This window comes from Marinicella sediminis (assembly GCF_002000055.1).
Lineage (GTDB): Bacteria > Pseudomonadota > Gammaproteobacteria > Xanthomonadales > Marinicellaceae > Marinicella > Marinicella sediminis.
The window spans coordinates 69,526-93,585 of record NZ_MVBD01000010.1; the positions used below are offsets into that span (position 1 = coordinate 69,526).

The 24,060-nt window shown below is 46.6% G+C and carries 15 protein-coding genes; 3 read left to right on the top strand and 12 right to left on the bottom strand.

Features of this window, described 5'->3' with window-relative positions:
* Positions 1-1,761 (bottom strand): S8 family serine peptidase, encoded by a 1,761-nt coding sequence (locus B0475_RS13600; RefSeq protein WP_077412483.1) that lies wholly within the window; start codon positions 1,759-1,761, stop codon positions 1-3.
* A gap of 350 nt (positions 1,762-2,111) precedes the next feature.
* Here B0475_RS13600 and rnt point away from each other — a divergent pair, with 350 nt between their 5' ends.
* Positions 2,112-2,729 (top strand): ribonuclease T, encoded by a 618-nt coding sequence (rnt, locus tag B0475_RS13605; RefSeq protein ID WP_077412484.1) that lies wholly within the window; start codon positions 2,112-2,114, stop codon positions 2,727-2,729.
* 61 nt (positions 2,730-2,790) lie between these two features.
* Here the strand turns inward: rnt and B0475_RS13610 are convergent.
* The 11 genes from B0475_RS13610 to B0475_RS13665 form a co-directional block, all read right to left on the bottom strand.
* Positions 2,791-4,145 (bottom strand): IS3 family transposase gene (locus B0475_RS13610; protein WP_379876335.1). Its coding sequence is split into 2 segments (ribosomal slippage): positions 2,791-3,807 and positions 3,810-4,145, totalling 1,353 coding nucleotides; the frame shifts between segments, so codons are not numbered across the junction.
* Between the two features lie 162 nt (positions 4,146-4,307).
* On the bottom strand, positions 4,308-5,144 hold the full coding sequence (locus tag B0475_RS13615; protein WP_077412425.1) for a sulfotransferase family protein: 837 nt from the start codon (positions 5,142-5,144) through the stop codon (positions 4,308-4,310).
* Between the two features lie 2 nt (positions 5,145-5,146).
* The gene (locus B0475_RS13620; RefSeq protein WP_077412427.1) at positions 5,147-6,376 is read right to left on the bottom strand and encodes a hypothetical protein; all 1,230 of its coding nucleotides are present in this window, start codon (positions 6,374-6,376) and stop codon (positions 5,147-5,149) included.
* Positions 6,377-6,393: 17 nt separating this feature from the next.
* Positions 6,394-8,538: a hypothetical protein gene (locus B0475_RS17510; protein WP_157892967.1), complete on the bottom strand. Its 2,145-nt coding sequence runs from the start codon at positions 8,536-8,538 to the stop codon at positions 6,394-6,396.
* Between the two features lie 535 nt (positions 8,539-9,073).
* Positions 9,074-12,310 carry a choice-of-anchor Q domain-containing protein gene (locus tag B0475_RS13635; protein WP_077412430.1) on the bottom strand — a complete coding sequence of 1,079 codons (3,237 nt, stop codon included), beginning with the start codon at positions 12,308-12,310 and terminating at the stop codon, positions 9,074-9,076.
* Between the two features lie 156 nt (positions 12,311-12,466).
* Positions 12,467-15,157, bottom strand: coding sequence for a serine/threonine-protein kinase (locus tag B0475_RS13640; RefSeq protein ID WP_077412431.1), 2,691 nt, complete (start codon positions 15,155-15,157; stop codon positions 12,467-12,469).
* 7 nt (positions 15,158-15,164) lie between these two features.
* Positions 15,165-15,698 carry an ECF-type sigma factor gene (locus B0475_RS13645; RefSeq protein WP_077412432.1) on the bottom strand — a complete coding sequence of 178 codons (534 nt, stop codon included), beginning with the start codon at positions 15,696-15,698 and terminating at the stop codon, positions 15,165-15,167.
* Positions 15,699-15,913: 215 nt separating this feature from the next.
* The gene (gene mmsB, locus B0475_RS13650) at positions 15,914-16,804 is read right to left on the bottom strand and encodes a 3-hydroxyisobutyrate dehydrogenase (RefSeq protein ID WP_077412434.1); all 891 of its coding nucleotides are present in this window, start codon (positions 16,802-16,804) and stop codon (positions 15,914-15,916) included.
* A 15-nt stretch (positions 16,805-16,819) separates the two neighbouring features.
* The gene (locus tag B0475_RS13655; RefSeq protein ID WP_077412435.1) at positions 16,820-17,926 is read right to left on the bottom strand and encodes an enoyl-CoA hydratase/isomerase family protein; all 1,107 of its coding nucleotides are present in this window, start codon (positions 17,924-17,926) and stop codon (positions 16,820-16,822) included.
* The gene (locus B0475_RS13660) at positions 17,926-19,086 is read right to left on the bottom strand and encodes an acyl-CoA dehydrogenase family protein (RefSeq protein WP_077412436.1); all 1,161 of its coding nucleotides are present in this window, start codon (positions 19,084-19,086) and stop codon (positions 17,926-17,928) included. The genes B0475_RS13655 and B0475_RS13660 overlap by 1 nt, the downstream gene beginning before the upstream one ends.
* 11 nt (positions 19,087-19,097) lie before the next feature.
* Positions 19,098-20,594, bottom strand: a complete 1,497-nt coding sequence (locus B0475_RS13665) for a CoA-acylating methylmalonate-semialdehyde dehydrogenase (protein ID WP_077412437.1) — start codon at positions 20,592-20,594, stop codon at positions 19,098-19,100.
* A 323-nt stretch (positions 20,595-20,917) separates the two neighbouring features.
* Here B0475_RS13665 and B0475_RS13670 point away from each other — a divergent pair, with 323 nt between their 5' ends.
* Both B0475_RS13670 and B0475_RS13675 read left to right on the top strand, forming a co-directional pair.
* A complete protein-coding gene (locus B0475_RS13670; protein WP_077412438.1) occupies positions 20,918-21,151 on the top strand; it encodes a hypothetical protein in 234 nt (77 codons plus the stop codon).
* A 29-nt stretch (positions 21,152-21,180) separates the two neighbouring features.
* A complete protein-coding gene (locus tag B0475_RS13675; RefSeq protein ID WP_077412439.1) occupies positions 21,181-24,006 on the top strand; it encodes a golvesin C-terminal-like domain-containing protein in 2,826 nt (941 codons plus the stop codon).
* Positions 24,007-24,060 lie beyond the last annotated feature (54 nt).

Below are 24,060 nucleotides of genomic sequence, written 5' to 3' on the forward strand. Positions count from 1 at the left end.
TCAGAGGGTAATCTCGTTGGTACATACGGATGTTGAGCCTTCTTCACAGACCTGGAACGTATAAGAGGAGTTCTTGTTCACAGAGTATGAAACAGACCCATCATTGTTGGTGGTGTTGTTATACACACCGTTGATATATACATCAACATTGGTTGTGCTGCCACCAGTCCATGACAGGTTGGCCTGACGACCACCTTTCGAACGATCACCATTCAGTGCCATCTCACCGGTTGGTGGCTCAGGATCGGTACCACCGCCCTGACAACCATTGGCGGTCAGATAATCACTGGCGTCTTTGGCTTTCACAATACCGTAGCCGAAATACACGTCTTTACCAGCGGCACCGGCATCAGCTGCCGATTGTTTCAGGGCATCCCTGATTTCCTGACCGGTACAAGTCGGGTGATTCGACCAAACCAAGGCTGCTACGCCAGCCACAGCAGGTGTGGCCATAGACGTACCACTCATATAGCCATAATCACTGGCTCCGACTGAAACAGTAGCTGTTGAAGCACCCACTAAGTATGTACGGTCTTCCAAAGCAGCACCCACAGCAGGGATGCTGGTATTGTTGGGATCACCTAAAGTACCATACAGCATACCAGGTTCATTGTTGATGATGATAGCACCCACACCGCCAGAGTTTTCACAGTTGGCCACTTTGTCATGAAATGAGATGTTGCCACGATCGATCATACAAATCTTACCGTTGGCGCCACCATCAGTGGCTTCAGCGGTACCCATGAAGTACGTTGAACCACTGGCAAAACCCAGATTCTCCATGGCCGATGAAGCCACTCCAGCACCGTCAGCAGTGGCTGCAGACAAAGTTGCCATACCTGCTGGGTATGTGGATAAAGTATCCACACCGCCTGCAGTGACTTCAACACAGATGTTTTCATCATTGCGAACATTTTTACCACGACCAGTTTCACAGCTTGGGAATTGAGAAAAATCAGCGATGTTGTTATCGGCGTCATTGGCACCGATCATCATCACTGATGAATATCCAGCAGGATATGAACGGACAGAGTTACCATCGTTACCAGCAGCTGCCAGGACCAGACCACCGTTGGCGATGAAGGAATCAAAAGCATTTTCTTCAACCGAATTAGCGCCACCGCCACCCAAACTCATGGTGATGATGTTGGCCCCGGCATCGGTACATTTTTGTGCGGCATGGGCCAGATCTGATGAATAACCCCAGCCTGCTGCATTGAATACTTTGATGATGTGCATGGGTACGCCAGGGGCCATACCGACCACGCCGACGTTGTTATCTTCAGCACCGACTGTTCCAGCCACATGGGTACCATGCGGGCCACCATTGTCGAACCAGTTACCTGTACCCGGATCATTATCTCCAGTGATAACGCTCCAATCAAAATCATTGTTAGTGGCATCCAGACCTGAATCAATCACACACACTTTTTGTCCTGATTGCAGGTTAAGCTGGTCAGCCTGAGACTGATACACTGCATAAGGTGTCAATTGTTGCAATGTGGGATCTCCCGCGTCATCGTTGTAGACAGACAATGCATAACGTATGGCATCGGCTTCCATTTTCTTGAATCCACCTTTACCACGCATGGCGCTTTTACCATTTTCATCGAGTTCAACAGCAAACCAACCGTCACCTTCAACCAACACCTGGTGGCCGTTTTTCAGACCTTGTCCATTGTTGTCGTAGGAAACAATCATACGCTCGGCTTGAGCGAAAGTACCCAGTGCCAGCATGGTAGCGACACAGGTTTTCTTCATCGTGAATTTCATTAATTAACCTCTCTCTATATTGAATTGAATGCGGTTTTGAAGCGTTGTTATGGTTGTTGTTTTCAAAACGGCATATGGGGTGCCTGTTAAGGCCGGAAGTGATTAAATCAATAAAAATTCTAAATTTCAAGCGATAATTGCCAATTTTGGAATATTTTTTACATTTTCAGACGTATAAACGTTCATCTGATGGATAAGAAAAGCTAATCCGAAACCAAATGGCCTTTCAGACGTCCGTATGACTGACTCAATAGTGAATGATTGCTTTTCAAGTCAGCCGGCTTTCATTATTCCCATGGGTCTTTTACAATAGACCCTTTCTGCTTTTTCAGGACACCATGCCCACCATCAAAGACCGATTCAGAGGATTTTTACCCGTCGTTGTAGACGTAGAAACCGGCGGCTTTAATAACCAGACCGATGCATTGCTGGAAATCGCTGCAGTCATCATTGAAATGAATGATGAGGGCCTGTTGATACCTGGTGAAACCGTCAATGCCTATGTCACCCCGTTTGAGGGATCCAACATCGATCCCAAGGCGCTGGAAGTCACGGGCATTGATCTGAATCATCCGCTGCGGGTGTCGCAAGAGGAAAATGCGGCGCTGGGGAAAATCTTCACCCCCATCAGAAAAGCCATCAAAGACAGCAGTTGCACAAGAGCCATTCTGGTCGGTCACAATGCTCACTTTGATTTGGGGTTTGTTCACGCAGCAGCTGATCGTGCCGGTATCAAACGCAACCCATTCCACCCATTCAGCTGTTTTGACACTGCCACCCTTTCGGCGCTGGCTTTTGGACAAACCGTACTGGCCAGGGCGATCAATGCCGCGGGCATCAAATGGGAATCAGAACAAGCGCATTCAGCGTTGTATGACACCGAAAAGACCGCAGAGCTGTTCTGTCATATTTATAACCATGCCCACCACACCGGCATGTACATGCCCAAAACCTGACCATTGAGCAGTCGCCGCAGCTGTACGTCTTCAAATCATTTTGGACCAGTAGTCAGTTAATTTAAGAGACAGATTGGTTCACTTTGTTTAAGTTATCATGGTGTAATTGTCGCCTCAAGGCGATGGTGTTTTGTTTGATCAGTTTTCTTTGTTTCAATACCTCCTGACCTCTGCCGTAATAGACATCAGCCGGTGTTAAATTATCCAGGGATTCATGATACCGTTCATGGTTGTAATACTGCACAAATCGCTGCATTTGGTTTTTCAGTTCGCTGGGCAAATAATAATGATCAAGCAGTATCTGATTTTTCATAGATCGGTGCCAGCGTTCGATTTTACCCTGGGTTTGTGGGTGATAAGGTCTGCCACGGGTGTGGCTCATGCCTTGGTCTTTGAGGTAATCAGCCAGTTGTCCAGATATGTAACATGGACCATTGTCGCTGAGCAATCGAGGCTTGTGGTCCACATGAACTTGATCTAGCCCTGTGAAGGCCAAAGCATCGTCCAATGTATCGGTCACATCAGATGCAGCCATGGTGGTACACAATCGCCAGGCAACGATGAACCTGGAGTAATCATCCAGAATGGTAGACAGGTAATACCAGCCCCAGCCAATGATTTTAAAGTACGTAAAGTCAGTCTGCCACAGTTCATTGACCCAGGCACTGGGTTGGTCAAATTTGTCACCTGCCTGCATCAGGATGTAAGCAGGGGATGTGATCAGGTCGTAAGACTTCAAAAGCCTGTACATGCTTGATTCTGATACATAATAGCTCATGGTTTCGGTGTACTTGACCGCCAGTTCTCTGGGAGAAAGGTCGGTTTCATCCAGGGCCATCTGGACCATGGCTTGTTGGTGTTCCTCGCTGATTTTGTTCCATACATGGCCCGGTTTAGCGGGCTTGTCAAACAAGCCCGCTAAACCGTCTTTCACATAACGCTCAAGCCAGCCATAGAACGTGGACCGATTGATGGACAGTCGCTTCAATGTTTGGCGAACAGAAAGATCAGAATCCTGGACCAATTGGATCAACTCATACTTCTCAGACGCTGAGTATCTCACGTATCGTCTCCACAATCGCCAATCAAGCTTTTTTTAAGCAGGCGATTTTCCAGCACACTTTCAGCCAGGGCTTCTTTCAATGATTGGGCCTCACAGCGAAGGGCTTTGACTTCCCCGGTGTTGGCTTCACGCACCGTGTCACCAGCCAAGCGCTTCTTGCCTGCTTCAAGGAAGTCTTTGGACCAACGGTAATATAAGTTGGAATTGATGCCTTCACGGCGGCACAAGGCCGCAACGCTTGTCTCGCCACGCAAGCCTTCGATCACAATGCGGATTTTGTCTTCTGCTGAATAATGTTTGCGGGTACGACGACGGATGTCTCTTACTGTTTTTTCTGCTTTACTTTTTGTCATTGTTTGCTCCTGTTTCTAGAGTTTACAATGAACCGAAAGTGTCTCTTAGTTAATTAGCCCATTTGGTCCACATGGTGCTGACGGGATACATCGAGAACAAAAGAAGAGTCTTAATTAACTGGTATTGATGGTCGATTAATATCATATTTGTCAACAGAGACATTAAGGACTAAGCAAACCAGGATAAAAAAGTTTATAGTACCATTCGAATTCTTTGGTTATATCGTTTCCAATTCTTGGTGTGACATCATGTAACGCAGGTGGTTTAATCGAATCATAGGTTTTGTGTGGGTATTTAAACCGATAATAACTGTCACTTTCATGCTGCTTAACCGAAAGCTTATTAGGGTCAATGATGTAATTATCAGCACCTAACCAATGATATACTTCTTGCATTACTCGTATGGGTTCATTCATCAAATCCTCAAAGATGATGTAATAGAGGTTTTTTTGAAGCTGAACAGAAACATCTTGAAGTTGGCCAATGAGTCGCAATGGCCGTCCAACAACTCCTTGTGGAGAAAATAATTTATCGGCTCTTTCATAACTGGTTAAATCAGCCATGTCATCTGGAAAGTCAATCAGAGAAGTTTTCTGATGGCGATTTTCAATCGATGCAAAAATTTGCCTTAGATCACGGATGCAAACAACCATTTTAAAATTTGGATCCAAATGGCTTAATGTTTCTAAACCATTGAGCCAACTGCGGTTTTTATCAACAACCATAGATTTGTCCGTTTCTTCAAACCAACCATTAATAAATCCACGGTAGGAATTGGTTAATCTTTGATAGACCAAATCATAATCTACGTCTAACTGGGATAATAAAAATGGATCATCACTCATACGAGCACGCATACCTTTGATCGTATTTGCTAAAGGTGAAGAATGGCCAGTGCTGTAAATATCAGGATGTTCACCTAAAAGCTGACACATTAAGGTTGATCCAGATCGCGGCAAACCCGCTACATATATGATATTTTTATGAATACTTGCCATATTTAATCCTCAAACCCGTTTTTAAATATCGGACATTCTCCATCTAAGCTGCCTTGTATTCGATTGCCTAAGTCAAAAACATCATCTGTGTTAGCACCATTGTTATCTGTGTTATCGGCTGAGTTATTAGTGAAGGACACGCCACAGCCTGATACGGTTGCTAATTCAGATGGCATACCTTGATTATTACCGTTTGAATTGTTTGTTGAGTGAAGAATAAAAATGCCCCCGCCTAATCCTTTTGCAGTACCATCACTTAATGCTGTACTGTTACTGATGGTGACATTCTCCATCCTTAAAGAACCGCTACGAACAAATACAGCACCGCCTAATCCAGCTGAATAGCTCAATCCAGCTGCATATCCTGCTGCACCATCCGCTAAACCGGTTCCACCACCTGCACCAAATCCTCCGTATCCGCCATAAGGATCAACATAACCATAACCGTAACCTTGACTGCCTTGACCACCACCTCCACCAAAGCCACCACGACCACCAAAATAGCCTGAGCCACCACCGCCACCAAATCCACCTTGTTGCCCATATAATGTTGCATAACCGCCAGTTCCAAACATGGCATCATTGTTTTGGTAATTACCATAGCCACCATAACCACCTATGGGTTGCATGGCATCACTGTCACCAAATAAACCACCACCACTGTTGCCAGCCGCATTACCGAACATGCCGCCACCGCCATTGGCATAATTGGTGACAACAGAACGGTCACCGCCAACTGCAACTGAGTTATCAATGGTGACATTGTTTAATTTGACATCACCATCATAAATAAACAAAGAACCACCCATGCCAGCGCCTGGTGCGCCACCAGTCCCTCCAGTATTACCGCCTTTTGCACTTGAATTTGCCAATGTAATGTCCTTAATTTGGACATTACCAGATTTTACAAACAAAGGTCTAAATGCATTTAACCCACTTATTGTTCTTACCATTTGATCACTCTGCAAAGTAACATCTGAATCAATTAGACGCTTCATTACTCCACTAAAACCAACATTGGTGTTTAAGATAATCGTATCATGACCCGGGTTGCTATTGGCATCCAAGATGGCTTTACTCAAAGTACCAGCCACTAAACCTGTACCATCATCAACGGCTTCGGTCACCGTAAATTCAGCTGCTTGCAAACCCAAAGGCAAACAAGCAGTGATCGCACTGAACAAAACTTTGTTTTTCAATTTAGAACCATTGTTTCTGTTTTCACTTGTCATTTTTATTCCCCTAAAATTTATTCAAACCCATTTTTAAAAATTGGGCAATCTGTCATGGTTATCCGACCACCCTGATCGAACCAATCATTGTTGTTATTAGACGTGCCTGCTGAGGTAGAAGCTAAATTGTTGTTGAATTGAACATCGCAAATCTCAACATCTGGCAATTGGTCAGGCATACCTTGGTGATTACCATTTTGATTGCCTAAATCATGCAAAACAAAAACAGCGCCTCCAAAGCCAGCCGCTGTACCACCATCGGCTGTGTTGTTGTTAAAATTTGAACCTTTGATGGCTACCTGACCACTCCTGATAAAAACAGCGCCACCCATGCCTGCACCGTCATCAGTGGCGCCGAAACCAGGGTTATCTTCACTGCCACCGCCAAATCCTCCACTACCTACACTTCCTGGCTGAGCCTCATGATTACCCCCGCCTCCTCCAAAGCCGCCATCACCACCGGATTCTGCGTAACTTAAACCTCCGCCACCACCAAATTGACCATTTTCACCAAAAAAATTGGCTTCACCACCATCTCCACCATTTCCAAAAGAGCCATAATAACCTCCATAGCCAGCCCCAAAAAAACCATTCGCAGAAGCAAATAAACCACCGCCTCCACCAAGACTGGTGCCACTACCAAACATGCCTCCACCGCCATTTAGATTAACTACTCCCGAACCACCAATGGCAGATGAAAAACTGAAATGGGAGTCTTCAATCGTAACAATACCTTCATAAATAAATAAACTGCCGCCCATACCAGCTCCGCCGGAATGGCCATCTCCGCCTTTGGCATAGCCGTTAATCATGTCCACTCCTTGAATGGATACAGTGCCTGACTTAATAAACAGGGGTCTGTATTGATCGTTACCACTGATGCTTCTTCGAGTGCCATCGCTTTGGATGGTCACATTGGAGTCAATCAAGCGTTTCATCACACCCGTTATGGTCACATCGGTTGCCAAAGTAATGGTGTCATCACCGAGTAAGGCATTGGACTCTTTGATCGCCCAACTGAGGGTGTTATCAGTCATGCCTGTGCCATCATCATTACCGACTGTCACGATTAAATTTTGTTCCAGTGGGCAAAGCTGGGTTAAATCTTCAGCCAAGTCACCTAAGTCAAAGACATCATTGTCATCATCGGGTACACCTGATGAACCCGATGCAAAATTGTTGGCAAATGTATTGCTGCAGCCTGTGACACTGGCGAGTTGTGCTGGCATGCCTTGATGGTTACCGTTGCTGTTGGTGGTTGAATGCAACACAAAAACACCACCACCCAGTCCTTTGGCTCCATTGTCTGCCAACGCAGCATTGTTATTGAAATTCGAGTTGCTGATATGTACTTGACCTGCTCTTATGAAAATTGCACCTCCCATCCCTGCCGACGCACTGTAGGAAGCTCCATAGCCCGGAATGCCACTGTTGCTGCCATAAGAGCCCGCATAAACTGCACCCGCTCCAAAACCACCATTTCCAGCCACGTTATTACCAATGGTATCAGCGCCGCCACCACCAAACCCACCATGTCCTGAAGGCCAGCCGCCACCACCACCAAAACCACCGCTTTCAGCTGGTATATTACCCGTGTAATCACCGCCAGTACCAAAATCCGGGGTGGTGTTTTGATAGTTACCATTCCCCCCATAACCACCATAATTACCACTGCCTGAAGCAAACAGGCCACCACCGCTGTAATTGCCAGCATGACCCAACATGCCTCCACCACCTCGTGTGTATGTACCGGATAAATCATCACCACCAAGAGCAATGGAGGTATTAAAATCAACGTTGTTGATGCTGACATTACCGTCATAGATAAAAAGCCCTCCTCCCATACCGGAGCCTGGAGCACCAACACCAGAATCCCCACCTTTGGCCAGTCCATTATCAATGTTCATATTTTGCAGGGTAACCGTGCCGGATTTTATGAACAAGGGCCTATAAGTTGCATTGCCGTTAATATAGTGGCGATTATTGCTGTCGGCACTTTGGATGGTCACATTTGAATCAATCAACCGTGTCATTACACCATCTGATATGACATCAGTGTCTAATATGATGGTGTCATCGCCAGGTGTTGTGTTGGCTTGTGCAATGGCCCAACTCAGGGTGTTAACCACATTGCCTGTACCATCATCATACTGTTCACTCACGGTAAAATTTGCAGCCAATAAGGAACAGGGCAAGCACATCGAAATGGCACTGGCTAACAGACTTCTTTTTTGGGCTTTATTTGAGGTTTCTATTCTTTGACTCATTTGTTTCACTTGATGGTAAGTAGATGCTTTTATTCGGTTACCCTTCATAAAGCGAAAAATTTACATTCAAGTGTCAAAAAATATTTTTTTATTCCACACTGAGGAGCGTTGCTGAGCCATACGACCCACCGAGCGGTTTTGGCAGCGCAGGCAATGAGTACATTTTGATTTTGTAAAACAAAAGAAGAGGTGTATGAATGCCTTAGCGCGTGCATGGAATCAAGGTGATTTTCCGAATGAGATTCAGGATCAGAGGCTGAAGACTTGTTGAAATATCCTGATCCAAGCTCGGAGCGGAAGCGTACACTTAAAGGGATAAAGGTGCTAGAGTCGAGTCCGGAACGGAGACCGAAGACCCAAAGACAAACAATTTTATGCCAGCCCCAAAAGCCGCTGAGTTAACAGCACGCTTTTGGAAGAGCTCGGCTGGTTATTCAAATCCGTTTTGGAAGATGATGTCATTCTGACTTTCAAAAGCACCGATATCCCGTGCTGCTCCATAAGTTACAAAGCCTCTTTGATCATGAGTTGTGGCGTTCATATCACCGCCATCAATACCATCACTGCCTGATAGCAGGGCATGAGTCTGAATGCAACTGCCATCTGTCAAAGGCGTGGCGCAGCCGTTGTCCAGCAGTGGCCCGACACTGAGGGTCATGGACTCGGTGATGCCGGCAGTTGTACAGTCATTTGCATCCTGATCTGACAGGTTATTATGACCGAACACATCGCCGCCGCCAAAATATGCACAGTCTGCAGTGGTGCTACCTGTGTTGTTATAGAACAGAGAGTTGTTCAGGGCGCTGATGGTACCATACTCATTTCCAACTGCCCCACCAAAATCGCCAGTTACATTATCTGAAAAAGTGCTGTTGTTTATTTCAGTAATGGTTCCAGTATAATTGTAAATTGTCCCACCACTACTACCTGTATTGTTAGAAAAAGTACTGTTGTTTATTTCAGTAATGATTCCTTCATTCCAGATTGCTGCAGCCCCAAGAGCCTGATTTGATGCCAGCAAGCTGTTATTGACAGCTAAAGTACCTTCATTATAAATCGCACCCCCAAAAGATAAACCTCCAAAACCATCGACACAACTGTGTTTTAATGAGATGTTTTTCAGATCAAGATTTCCAGTACTGGAAATCCTTAATAAGCGAAACTCACTGGTATCAAGTGTATTATCATTGTTACAGGTTAAAGAACTGTTTCTTTGCAGTGTATGTCCCATACCATCAAGGATGATGGCGGAGGTGATGGGCGCTGTGGCTGTGTGGCCATAGGTTGTATGGTTTTCATAGAAGCTGTTGTAGGTGATATCAGCATCAAGATTAATGGTGTCTGTGGTTCCTGTATTTGCATTGGCACAGATAATCGCCTGGTTGAGTTCAGCTGTGTTGGATACTGTTTGTGTAAAAATCATGGTAGTATCTATACCCAGTTGGCTACATTGTTCAGTTTTAGATAAATACTCATAAGCACCGATGTCACGTTCATCAATGGCAGCAAACCCTCGCTGATCGGTTGGGTTATCAACCAATGCACCTGATTTAATCGCCTCACTACCTGTCAACAGGGCATGAGTTTTAACACAACGACCTTGAGAAAGCGGTGTAAGACAGCCGTTATCAGCCAGCGCGGCAACGGAGGCAGTGGTTAATGTTCCAACATTGGGACAACCACTTGAAGAACTATCAGAAAGATTGTTGTCACCATTGAATGTTCCTGTTCCTGCACATTCTGCAACGAACATGCTACCATCGGTGGATTGGTGTAGCAGGTTATTCGCTAAATACATATTCCGGCTGCTGAAAATCACACCACCACCATCAGGAACCGCATTCCCTGAAAATGTACTGTTAATGATTATTCTGGGAACTATGCTGGGAGAGTCGTTATTCCACAAAGCGGCCCCCTCGACAGTTGCCACATTAGTACTGAAGGTTGAGTTGGCTATACTGGTGATTTCCCCATTGGCATAGATGGCGCCTCCCTTTCCTGACTGGTTGGCATAAAAAGTACTGTTTATGATGCCATTAATGGCATTGATTTCATTACTGTGCTGGGATTCATCCAGAGTATAAATACCACCGCCGACCAGGTAGGCCTGGTTGTTGTTTAAACTGCTGTTTGAGATGCGTAAGCTTCCATCTGCAAAATAGATACCGGCTCCGATGCCATCATGGCCTGCACCATCAGCACAACCATTTTCCAGGGTGATGTTGTTCAATTCTACATCACCTCCAGTGTCTATCAACATCAGGCGAAATTCACCAGCATCACTGGTGCCATCGTTATTACAGGCATTGCTGTTGGATAAGGCATAACCCTGACCATCAATAACCATTTCGGAGGAGATTGTCGCAATACCTACCGGACCCAAAGGAAAATCAGCGGGAATACCTGTCATGGCATTATCAGTATAGGCAGTGCTTAAATTGATGTCGGCTGATAAATTAATGGTATCTGAAGCAGGTCCGTTAACATTGGCACATTCTATGGCTGTATTAAGTGCATCTGCACTGGCAACTGAAGTGGTAAAACCATCACCCAAACCCAATTCGTTACAAATTTCTGAATCTGCCAGATACTCAAAAGCCCCTATATCCCGACTGTTACCAAAAACAGGAAAACCTCTCTGGTCATGAGTTGTGGCGTACATATCGCCGTCATCTCTGCCATCACTGCCTGGTAACAAGGCATGAGTCTCTATACAACCGCCATCTGCCATTGGAGTCACACAACCGTTGTCAGCCAAGGAGCCAACATTTAAGCTCATGGACATGGTAATTCCAGCATTTGTACAGTTATTTGAATCTTGGTCAGACAGATTATTGCCACCTGAAACCGAGCCAAAGTTCAAATTACAATCTGCATTGGTGCCCGTATTATTATGGAATAGTGAGTTGCTCAGAGTTGTGATGGTGCCATTACTGTAAATTCCCCCACCTCTAGAAGCTGTATTTCCTGAAAAAGTGCTGTTGTTTATTACAGTGATGGGGCTAGTATTGTAAATTGCCCCACCATTTTGAGATGCCGTATTGCCCGAAAAACTGCTGTTGTTTATTTCAGTAATGGCACCTTGATTCTCGATTGCACCAGAATATTGAGCCTGGTTTGATGCCAGCAAGCTGTTATTGATAGCTAAAGTACCTCGATTATGAACCGCTCCCCCAAAAGATGGGTTACCATCACCACCAGCACAACCGTGTTTTAGAGCGATGTTTTTCAAATCAAGATCTCCAGCACTGGAAATTCTTAACAAGCGAAACTCACTGACATCAAGTGTATTATCATTGTTACAGGTTAAAGAACTGTCTCTTTGCAGCGTATGTCCCAAACCATCAAGGATGATGGCAGAGTTGATGGCTGGTGTTCCTGTGTGTCCATAAGTCGTACTATCGTCATAGTAGGCCGCCAGAGTGATGTCAGCTGTGAGCTGAATGGTGTCTGCACCTGAACCGGCAGTACAGTCTGTATGTGTTCCGGCATTATTATTGGCATTGATAATTGCCTCATTGATACTGCATACGCCATCAGAGGCTACTGTTCCATTGCTGCCATCTACTGTAATTGTTGCTGCTTGGGTTAAGCCTGTCAGCAGCAGTAAAAAAATAAAGCAATAAACAGTTTTGCGACCAGTTCTTATGTCACTGTGGTTAATCATTTTGGTTCTCCCAATTAAACATACAGGTGCCAACAAACACCCCACCTAACTCATAAAGCGAGAAAATTACTTATAAGTGCCAAATTGTTTTTTAATTGAGTTTGCCAGCGATTTGACGGTGACCCATAATGATGTTTTGAAGAGGTATTAAGGCAGCTATTGTATTGCGATTTCAACCAATAGATGGATTCGCTTTAGGCCCTCTGAGTCAGGGTTGTAAATATCAGTTGCATGGTTTTTGGCTGACAACAATAATTGCTTGGCCATTTCATTGAGATCACACTTTATTGCCATTTGCCCCAACCATAATTCGTGGTACATTCGAAGCCAGCTTTTTTCAGAGATTTTTTCCACCTCGGCTTTTAATCTGATGATTTCTGCTTCAGCTGTTTGACAAGCGCTTGATACATCCATACCTACCTGATTGGCCAGCTGGACGATTTCTGTACTCAGTAAATTCTTGTTCTTTGACTGATAAACTGGGATGACTTGACTGAGTAATTCCTCAGATTCAACATGCCTGCCCATTTTGGCCAAAAGCCGAGCCAGATTGAATTGAGAACCAGCAACTCGCATTGGATCAGCACTGAAATACAGTTGTCGCAATTTCAGCGACTCTCGATAAAACTGTTCCGCGTTATTAAACTCCCCCATATCTTCATATAAAAACCCTAAATTATTGGTGACCAAAACATAACTAAGATTGTTCACACCTCCAAATTCCTTGTGCATATTGATGGCTGATTCAAAATAATTTTTAGCCGTTTCGAATCGTCCAGTGTCTTGATAGATAAACGCCAGTTCACCATACAATCGAGCCAAATTGGGATGCGTTTTATCGAACAGCTTATTGCCAATCTCCTGGGCCTCTAGGAATGTGTTTTCCGCTGCTGCGGTTTGATTATTGCGGTTTAATTGCGCTGCCTTGTTTATCAATCGATTGAAATATTTTGGATGGATTTTGCCATGGTCTTTTTCACCATGATGAAGTGCTTGCTCAATGTATTTAAGTTTCTGTTGATTGTCTTTGCTGGTGAATGATAATTCATTGTAAATCCTGCCTAACAACTCATGGTCTTCGATGTTTTCATCTTGAAGTTTTTGCAAAGTGATCAAAAGCATTTCTTGTGCTTTTTCGCCTTGTCCCATACTGCCTTGCCAAGTTGCCATCTGACTGTGGTGCCAAGCCAATTCAACTGGGTCACTCAACTGTTGACTGAGTATATCAGCTGATTTGGCATATTTTTCTGCCTCCTGTGGATCATTGCTTAAAACAGAAACCACCGCCAATTGACCCAGCGTAAAAACTTGTCCAGACAGGTCATTATTCGCAACATAAATGGGCAATGATTTTTGATAGTATTCAATGGCTTTTTTACTGTCTCCTAAATGATGATGAATGCTTGATATGGTATTAATTAATTCTGCCTTAATGATCGGTTGATCATTTAATCCATATTCAAGCAAGCGCTCTGAACTGGCTAATACATCTTGCAAGCTGATGTCTTCGCCCCGGTTGGCCAATGGAGATGCTGATTCCAAAATATTAACCAGAAAGTCTTTGGTGCGATTGGCGATCCTGGATTGTTGTTGGGCTTCTTTCCTGGCAGCAATTTCCAGATCTCTTTGCTGGCTGATTTGTTGTTGGCTGTTATACATCACCAGGGGTAAAGCAATCAAAAAGAACAGCACAACTGCTGACAATAAAGTCACTGCTGGATTTCTTGAAACCAGTTTTTTAACTTTATACCAGGCACTGTCACCCACTGCCAAAAGCGGCTTGCCATCTAAATAGTTTTTTACATCCTGTGCCAAAGCCGAAACGGTTGGGTACCTGCGGTGTGGTTCTTTGCGAATTGCCATCATGATGAGGTTATCCAAATCACCCCTCAATTGCTTTTTACTGTAGTTCCTGTTGAGTTTTGGTAACAGCTCGACATGACTTGGGATTGGGGGTGTTTTTTCGGTAATTTCATGAATTAATTCGCTGGGAACTTCCGAAACCACAGCCTGTGCACGTTGACCCGTTAACATTTCATACAGCAACAAGCCCAAAATATAAATATCTGTTGCGGTTGAAATTGGAGCACCTGTGACTTGTTCGGGGCTGGAATATGCCAGCGTCATGACAGGCACAGTTTGGGTATCCACTGAGTTGGATGCCAGTATTTTAGCAATGCCAAAATCAAGTAATTTCACCACCCCATCCTTGGTTACAATGATGTTGTTAGGCTTGATATCTCGATGCACAACCAAATGAGAATGAGCATAGCTTATGGCATCACAAATTTGTAAAAAAATATGTAAATACTGCTTCAAATTAAATTGGTGTTGTTTGCAGTATTCGAGCAGTGGCAGGCCTTCTACCCACTCTAAAATCATGTAAGGCCGAGGACTTTTTGAATCATCAAGCAATTCACCACCACCGATGAGCTGGGCAATGTTGTTATGCTTTAACTGTGCCAACAACTCCCTTTCATTCCTGAATCGCTGTAATTCCTTATCATCATGTATCGGTTTTAGAAATTTAATGGCCACCTGATGCGCAAAATCATCTTGATTACGTTGTGCCAACCACACCTCACCCTGACCACCTATGCCCAGAGGTTCTGCTAATTTATAAGCATCGATCACTAAACCAGCTTCTATAGGCTTGATTTCCAGGCCAATGTGTACTGAATCGATGATTGTACCAGTGATGGCGACTTCATCCACATTGATTGCCAAAAGCCTTTTTACTTTGGTTTTCACCTCATCTGGAAAATCAGACAGATCGACTACTGATTCCCGTTGATCCGCTGGGTATTCAATCGCTGTTTCAAATAATGTCTTGATTTGTTTGTTCATCGAATCATTAGTTCTTGCTTAATTGCTGATTCAGATAATCGCCAATATAAGCTTTGGCAAAATGAACTTCTCTGGCAAAGGTCGACATTGATACATTCATGAGATCTGCCACCCGTTGCCTGGTAATGCCAACGAAATAATACAACTCAATGATTCTTGCGCTGCGTTCGCTGACAGTTGAAAGGTCATCAATGGCATCACTGATGGCACTGAAATCCAAGATATTCTGGCCAGCCACATCTAAGCCTTCAGTGAAATTAACCTGATCAAAACCACCACCGTGTTTGACCGATGATTTCCGCCTTCCATAGTCAACCAACAGTCGGCGCATTTGACGCGCCAGTACGAAAAAATAAACGTCTTCATTGGACATTTCCATATCAGACTCGGAAATCTTCAGATAGGCCTCATGTACCAAATCAGTGGCCGACAAGGTGTGTCCCTTTCGTTCATTCAGCATCAGTTTGTTGGCGATGCTTTTAAGCTTTTGATAGACAGATTCATTTAAGTTCTGATCACCTGCCATTGAGTGTCTTTTCATTGAATACCTGTGATTGGTGCCATAGAAATCATAACTTATCTATCATGAAAAAATCCAAAATATAAACACAGAGTTTTTTTATGAAGAATAGCTGTACTGACTTTAAGAGACCAGTACATCCTCTTTTTTTATGAAGTTTTTCTTTACTCAATTTAAAAGCCCCTGGATTTTGGGGCTTTTTAATCATACTTATGGTGTGACTGAATCCAAGTAAATCAATGCTTTTGAAGCAGCTGCAGGATGCTGGAGAAGTCCTTGCCACCGGCGCCACCGGCCTGGTGAATCTGATACAACTGTGCGGCCAAAGCACCCAGCGGTGTGGCACTGCCCGATTTGGCGGCCAGTTCTTGTGACAGTCCCAAATCCTTACTCATCAGATCCACCATAAAACCACCCTGATAGTCGTTGCTCGCGGGGACATGTGGCATGACATCGGGATAAGGGTTATAAACCTGTAAAGACCAATTATTGCCCGAGCTGGCTTTCATGATTTCCGACATGACTTTGGGGTCCAGGCCTTGTTGAGCACCCATGTTCAGCGCTTCAGCAGTACCGATCATGTGGATCGCCAATAACATGTTGTTACAGATTTTCGCCACCTGTCCTGCACCGGAAGCACCGGCATGAAAAATGTGTCTGCCCATCGCACTGAGCACGGTTTTGGCCGCTTCAAAATGCGCGGCTTCTCCACCACAAATAAAGGTCAGGGTGCCGGCTTCTGCGGCAGCGGTGCCGCCTGAGACCGGCGCATCAATCATGGCGATGCCCTGTTGTTGGCAGGCTTTGGCCACCGCCCTGGCATCATCGGCTGCAATGGTCGATGAATCGATGATCAGTACGTCTTTACTGATGTCTTTGATCAGACCTTTGGCTCCCATGTACAGGGACTTGACGATTGCCCCATTGGGTAGCATCGAAATGATGACATCGGCGTCTTTAACCGCTGACTGCGCATTGTCTGCCGTTTCAGCACCGGCCTCTTTGAGGCTGGCCATGGCGCTTTTGTTGAGGTCATAAACAGTGACCCTGAAGTCTTTTTTCAACAGGTTTTTGGCCATGTGACCACCCATGTTGCCCAAACCGATGAATGCTATGTGTTGTGTCATATCAGTACCTCTTATTTAATTCAATTGCGGGGGTGTGAAATAGGTTTCAAGTTGTTCAGCGCCGATGTCATCCACGCTGTTCACGCTCCAGCTGGGTTGTCCGTCTTTATCAATCAGCAGCGCCCGAATACCCTCTGCCAGATCGGGATGCATGGCACACTGAGTGGAAACCACCAGTTCCATGGCAAAGACGTCAGATAAACTCATGTGCCTGGCCCGTCTGATCTGTTCCCTGACCAGGTGCAGGGTCACCGGACAACCATTCAACAATGCTTTGGCCGCAAATGACAGCCATTTGTCATCGGTTTCCAGGTCTTTGAATTGTTGCACCACATCACGCAGTGAAACCGGCGCCATCAATTCATTGATCAGTTCATAATTGACCCACAGCTGGGATTCATGCACCCGTTGTTCCATTTCAACCGACTGGATGGCGGCGGTGATGCCGGCATGGGTGCCGTCTGATTCCAGAATGGCCAGTTGTAAAGCACCCAGATCAGCTGTTGAAACGGCGTGATCTGCCAGTTTGGTGAATAACGCATCAGCTGCATTCATCCGTGCACCGGTCATGCCTAAAAATTCAGCACAACGGCCAGGCATGCGATTAAAAAACCAGGATGCCCCAACATCAGGGTACAAACCAATGGTTACCTCAGGCATGGCGATCATCGATCGTTCTGTGACAATGCGGTGCGAACCACCCACAGCCACGCCCAGACCGCCACCCATGACAATACCATCGGCATAGACCATCACTGGCTTGGAATAGGTGTGAATGGTTTCGTCCAGGCGATATTCCCGGGTGAAAAATTCATGGGCTTTTTGTGGGATTTGTCCGGCTGCGGTTTCTTTCATTGAATGATACAGCATCACCACGTCACCACCCGCACAAAACGCTTTGTCTCCAGCACCTTCTATCCATACCGCTTTGACTTGCTCATTGGCAGCCCACTCATCAAGCGTAGCCTGCATGGCATCAATCATATTGGTGGATAAAGCGTTGAGTGCTTTGGGGTTGTCCAAAACAATTTTGCCCAACAAACCAAAATCAGCTTCGACCAATTTGGTTTTGATGTGTTCACTCAGCCCGTGAGGCTGTTCTGTGGTTGACAGTTCCGACATCAGATGATGACCTCTGTGGCGCCTTCCTGCAGAATCTTGCGGGCAATGATCAAGCGCATGATTTCATTGGTGCCTTCCAATATGCGGTGTACCCGGGTATCGCGAACATGCCGCTCCAACGGGTATTCCTTGATGTAACCATATCCACCATGTAATTGCAGGGCTTCATCACAAATCTGGAAACACACATCGGTGGCAAATCGTTTGGCCATGGCGCAATAAGCAGTGGCCTGAGGATCTTTATGGTCAAGCTTGTGGGCTGCCAACCGCACCATTTGCCGGGCCGCAATCAGTTCCGTCAGCATATCAGCCAGTTTGAACTGCAGGGCCTGAAAAGACGCCAGAGTTTTACCAAATTGTTTACGTTCCAGCATGTAGCTTTGTGCTTCATTGAGGGCAGCCTGAGCCGTTCCCAAAGAGCAAGAGGCAATGTTGATCCGCCCACCATCCAGACCTTTCATGGCAAATTTAAAGCCTTCGCCTTCCTGACCAATCAGGTATTCAGCCGGAATTGTCACATCTTCAAAAGTAATCAGCCGTGTGGGTTGTGAGTTCCACCCCATCTTGTCTTCTTTTTTACCGTATGCAATACCATCACTGTCAGCCGGTACCATAAAACAGGATACCCCACGCGGACCGTCTTCACCTGTACGGGCCATGACGATCAGAACATCGGTTGAACCGGCACCAGAGATGAAGGTTTTACTGCCATTAAGCAGATAACCATCTGCAGACTTTACCGCTGTGGTTTTCAAGTTACCGGCATCCGAGCCATGACCTGGTTCTGTCAGACAATATGAGGCCAGCAACTCGCCTGAGGTCAACCTGGTGCCCCACTCTGTTGCCAACGCCTCACTGCCAAAAGAAGTCAGCATCCAGGCACACATGTTGTGGATGGTCAAATAGGCTGTGGTGGATGTACAGTGTTTAGACATTTCTTCAAATATCAACGAGGCATCCAGACGGCTCAACCCCAGACCACCATAGGCCTCGGGTGAGTAAATGCCCAGAAAACCCAGCTCTCCAGTATTTTTGATTACCTCAACCGGAAAAAAACTGTCCTCATCCCATTGAGCCGCATGGGGTGCCATTTCGGCACTGGCAAACTCTTTGGCCGCATCAACAAATGCCTGTTGGTCTTCATTCAATTCAAAGTTCATGGTGGCACCTGTTATAAGTTAATGGTTGCATTGGGCGCGGCATCATCCGGAATATCCGACTCAAACCAACGGGCCGTGACGGTTTTTGTTTCTGTGTAAAAACGCACCGCTTGCTTACCATAAGCATGCTGATCACCATAAAAGGATTTTCTCCAGCCAGTGAATGAAAAGAACGGCAGGGGCACAGGAATGGGGATGTTGATACCAACCTGCCCGACTTTGATGTCATGTTGAAATTTGCGCGCTGCTGCACCTGAGGAAGTGAACAGTGATGTACCGTTTCCATAAGGATTGTCATTGATCAGCTCAATCGCTTCTTCCAGGGTCTCAGCAGTCATCACACACAACACCGGACCAAATATCTCTTCCTGGTAAATGGTCATGTCGGTGGTGACATTGTTGAACAAACTGGGGCCCAACCAATTCCCATTGGGGTACCCTTCCACTTCCAGGCCTCGGCCATCCAACAACAGCTCAGCACCTTCTTCCACACCTTTGGCGATCAAGGCTTCCACCCTGGCTTTGGCCTGAGGTGAGATCAATGGACCGTAAAAAGATTCTGGCTTTTTCCAATGACCGGGTTTCATTTCCGCCATTTTACCTTTGATCTCATCGATCCAGTCTTTGGCTTCACCCACCAACACCGCGACAGAAATGGCCATGCAGCGCTGCCCGGCAGCTCCACAGGATGAGCCAGCAATGTTATTGATTACCTGATTTTTGTTGGCATCCGGCATCACCACCATGTGGTTTTTGGCTCCTGCAAAAGCCTGTACCCGCTTGAGGTTGTCGGTGCCGGTTTTATAAATATGTTCACCCACTGGCACTGAGCCAACGAATGAAATGGCTTCAATGTCATCGTGGTTCAAAATCTGGTCGACCTGGTCTTTGCCTCCGTGCACCACTTGTAATACATCTTTGGGGAAGCCTGCTTCATAGAACAACTCCGCCAGTCTCATTGGGGTGTTGGGGTCCTGCTCGGACGGTTTCAATACAAAGGTGTTGCCACAGACAACAGCCATTGGGAACATCCACAATGGAATCATTGCCGGAAAGTTAAACGGCGTGATCCCCGCGCAGACGCCCAGGGGCTGAATCAGGCTGTAGGTATCGACTTTTGAAGCCACATTTTCAACCGTTTCACCCATCATCATTGAAGGGATGTTAGCAGCATGTTCTGCCACTTCAATACCACGCCATACATCACCTTTGGCATCCTCAAAGTTTTTACCGGTCTCTTCGGCCAGGATTTCAGCCAGTTCATCATGATGCGCTTTCAGCAGATGTTGAAAGTTCAGCATCATCCGTGCCCGTTTGGTGACTGGTACGTCTTTCCATGTTTCAAACGCTTTTTTCGCTGAAGCAATGGCCTGTTCCATTTCATCTTCGGTGGCCATGGGTACCTGGCAAATCACTTCCTGTGTGGCCGGATCGGTCACATCCAACCAGTCAGCGCTTTGGCTGATCACTGATTGACCATCAATAAACATAGAGACTTTACGTGTCATAGAGTTACCTTTCGTTTGTAGGCGGGTTTTCACCCTGTGCCTGTGTGCAAATCAGCATCCAATACGCGCTCAATTGCTGAGCGTCATCGCGGTGCATGAAATTCAATCTTAAGAATGTTGTTTTGAGCCCAAGCAGGATGTCCCCCTGCGAAGCCAGTCGTGTCGATGAATGGCTTGCTTTTTGGGCAGCGACATTGTACCACCAGACAGGGTAAAATTCATGTGATGCAGTCGGAATTTACGGCAAAAATCACGCATTTTGTACCATCATACACAACAAGATTTGTTAGAATCAATGAACCACCACAAACAATGATTCAGCCATGCCAAACAAAAAAATGCTCATCTCCCTGTTCACCATCACAATCCTGACTTCTTGCGCCACTGATCCGATAGATCCACTGGACCCCACGCAAGGCGGAAAAGCCGGGTTGCAACCTCAGTGCCCGATCGGCTATGAACCGGTTTACAGCACCGAAATAGTCATCAAATCGACCGATGATGATAAAAAAACCGGCAAAGCCCAACGCACCTTCAGGTGTGAACCCATTCGTTGATGATCAAATGATGTCCTGACTGATCATTTATGCCAGCTGTCAAAACACAACTGTTGCTACTGGTGACTGCCGCACTGCTGTCAGGCCAAACCACCCAGGCTGCCATTATCTGGCAACACAGTCAATGGCAGCACACTGAATTACAGGCTGACTCCGGGCTCACCGAGCAGGTCAACACGCTGTTGAAACGTTCGCAGAACCGTCACAATCAATCATTGTTGCCTGCTGACAATCAGGTAACTGACACCAAAATCCTTGACCAGGCCCTGATCATCACCGTTCAGATAAACCATCATTTCAAACAACACATGCTCAACGAGTCCTGGTTAGAGCAGGTCAGCCGCTTATTGGATCTGAATCTGGATCAGCTGGCCCCGGGGATCCGTCAGATTCACCTGAACACCACCATTGATGGGCGCAGCGTTTCTCTGCCGAGTCTGCTGCACATCACACCAGTTCCAGATAAACCTGATGATCGAGTCAAAACCAGACGCAAAGCAGCTGGCCCGGTAACTGACCTGAGTGATAAAACACTGTTCATCTCTCAGGCCCATGGCTGGATTGATTATGATGACTTCCGCGAATGGTCCACTCAGCGCGGCATAACCCATGACATCGTAGAAGATTTTGTCAATGCCGAGGGCATCAATCAATACCTGCTGGATTATTTCAGCCTCGCCGGCGCTGAATTATTCACCCTCAGAGAACGGGATCTCAATACGCAGATGGTGATTGTTGACAATGAAGATGGTTTGAGCAACCCCACCAATGGCACGTATCTTGAAACCGGCGATGCCGGGTTATTTGGCGACAGTGGTGCCAATGGTTTTAAAAATTTTCAGGCCCCTTACAGCGACACCAATGATCCGTTCCGGGACAATGGAGGCACCGACCGCATCATCACCACCAGCCCAACAGAAACCGCCACTGCAGTTTGGCGGCCCGTGATCAGCGAGGCTGATGAATATGATGTGTATGTGTCCTATTCCGGTGTGGGCAACCGGGCCAGTGATGCCCGCTACACCATCCGCCATGGAGGGATTGATACCACTGTGCTGGTTGATCAAACCAAACACCGCTATGTGTGGAATTACCTGGGCCGGTTTTATTTTGCTGCCGGCGGTGACCATGCCATTACCCTGAGCAATCAATCAGCAGAGCCAGGCACCAGCGTTTCTGCCGATGCCGTGCGGCTGGGTGGTGGTATGGGTGATGTGATTGGCCACAACAACGGCACCCTCAGTGGCCATCCACGCTGGGAGGAAGGCGCACGCACCTGGACGCAATTTCAAGGAGCCAGTCAAAGCGTATATCAGGGCGGCGATGTGACCGCACGTTCGAGGTTTGCTGACTGGGAACACTACAGCGTGGAAGACTCTGTCTATGTGTCCTGGCATTCGAATGCCGCCACCGGCAATGCCCGTGGCACCAGTTCCTATATTTACTCGGCCAATCCACCAGATGGCACGTATGACATCACCCAGGCCCATCCTGGATCAGCGAATCTGCAAACCGCCATTCATGAAGAATTGATCAATGACATCCGTGCCGGCTGGGATGCCAACTGGAGTGATCGTGGCAAGCGATCGGCCTATTTTGGCGAAGTTAACCCCACCCACAACGATGAAATGCCTGCCGTGTTATTGGAAATGGCCTTTCATGACAATGCCGATGACGCCGACGCCCTGCGCCACCCCGGCTTTCGAAAACTGGCCGCCCGGGCCATTTATCAGGGCGTGGTCAGGTATTTCGCTGAACGGGATGGCATCAACATAACCCTCTTGCCAGAACCACCCAGCCATTTGCAGGTCACCTCACCAGCCAGCGGTACTTTGCAGGTCCAATGGCAGGCACCGCTCACCGACAACCAGGACCTGCTCGGTGATGCGGCCGATGACTACCTGGTCTATCTGTCAGCCGATGGGAAAAATTTTGACAATGGCACGGTGGTTGATGGCTTGTCACTGACCCTCGCAGACCGTACCCCGGGTGAAATGGTTTTCGTTAAAGTCAAAGCCCGCAATGCCGGCGGACGCTCGCTGGACAGTGAAACCCTGGCCACCCGCATCAGTTATCAGGGTGAACCCCGGGTGCTGGTCATCAATGGCTTTGACCGGCTTAATTCAGGTCAGCTGATTTTACAAAATATGCCAGACATTGGAGGTTTTGTTGATCGCATGTACCTCTCCCAAATGAACACCTTCGATTACATCATCCAGCATGGCACAGCGCTGAACGAGTCAGGTGTGGGTTTTGACAGCATCAGCAATGAGCTGATCGAGGATGCCCTGTTTACACTGAATCCTGTCAGCCACCTGGCGGTGTTTTGGATTCTGGGAGAAGAATCCAGTCTGGGAGACACCCTGAACAACGCAGAACAAGCCGCATTGCAGAGCTACCTCAATGCCGGCGGCAAATTGTTCATCAGTGGTGCTGAAATTGGTTGGGATCTGGATTTTCTGGGCTCAGGTGCAGATCAGGACTTTTACCACAACACACTGATGACTGCTTATGTGGCCGATGATGCCAACACATTCAATGCAACAGGAGTGAGCGGGTCGCCTTTTGCCAGTTTGAACAGCCTGGACTTTGATGACGGTACCGGACCGGCTTACCGGGTGGAGTTTGCCGATGTGCTCAACCCACTCAATGGCGCAGCCAGCTGTTTACAGTACAGCACCGGCGGCGCGGCCTGCACTTTTGTAGATACCGGCACCTATCAGCTGATTCATTTGGGCTTTCCTTTCGAGACCATTACCCAGTCCGCCATGCGTGATGAATTGATGGCCGAAACCCTGAATTACCTGGCCATCCCATATTTCTCAGATGTGATTTTTGCCAACAGCTTCGATTGATCAGCAAACTCAGCTGATTGGCAGGCTGACTTGTTGCCATTAGATGTTATGATG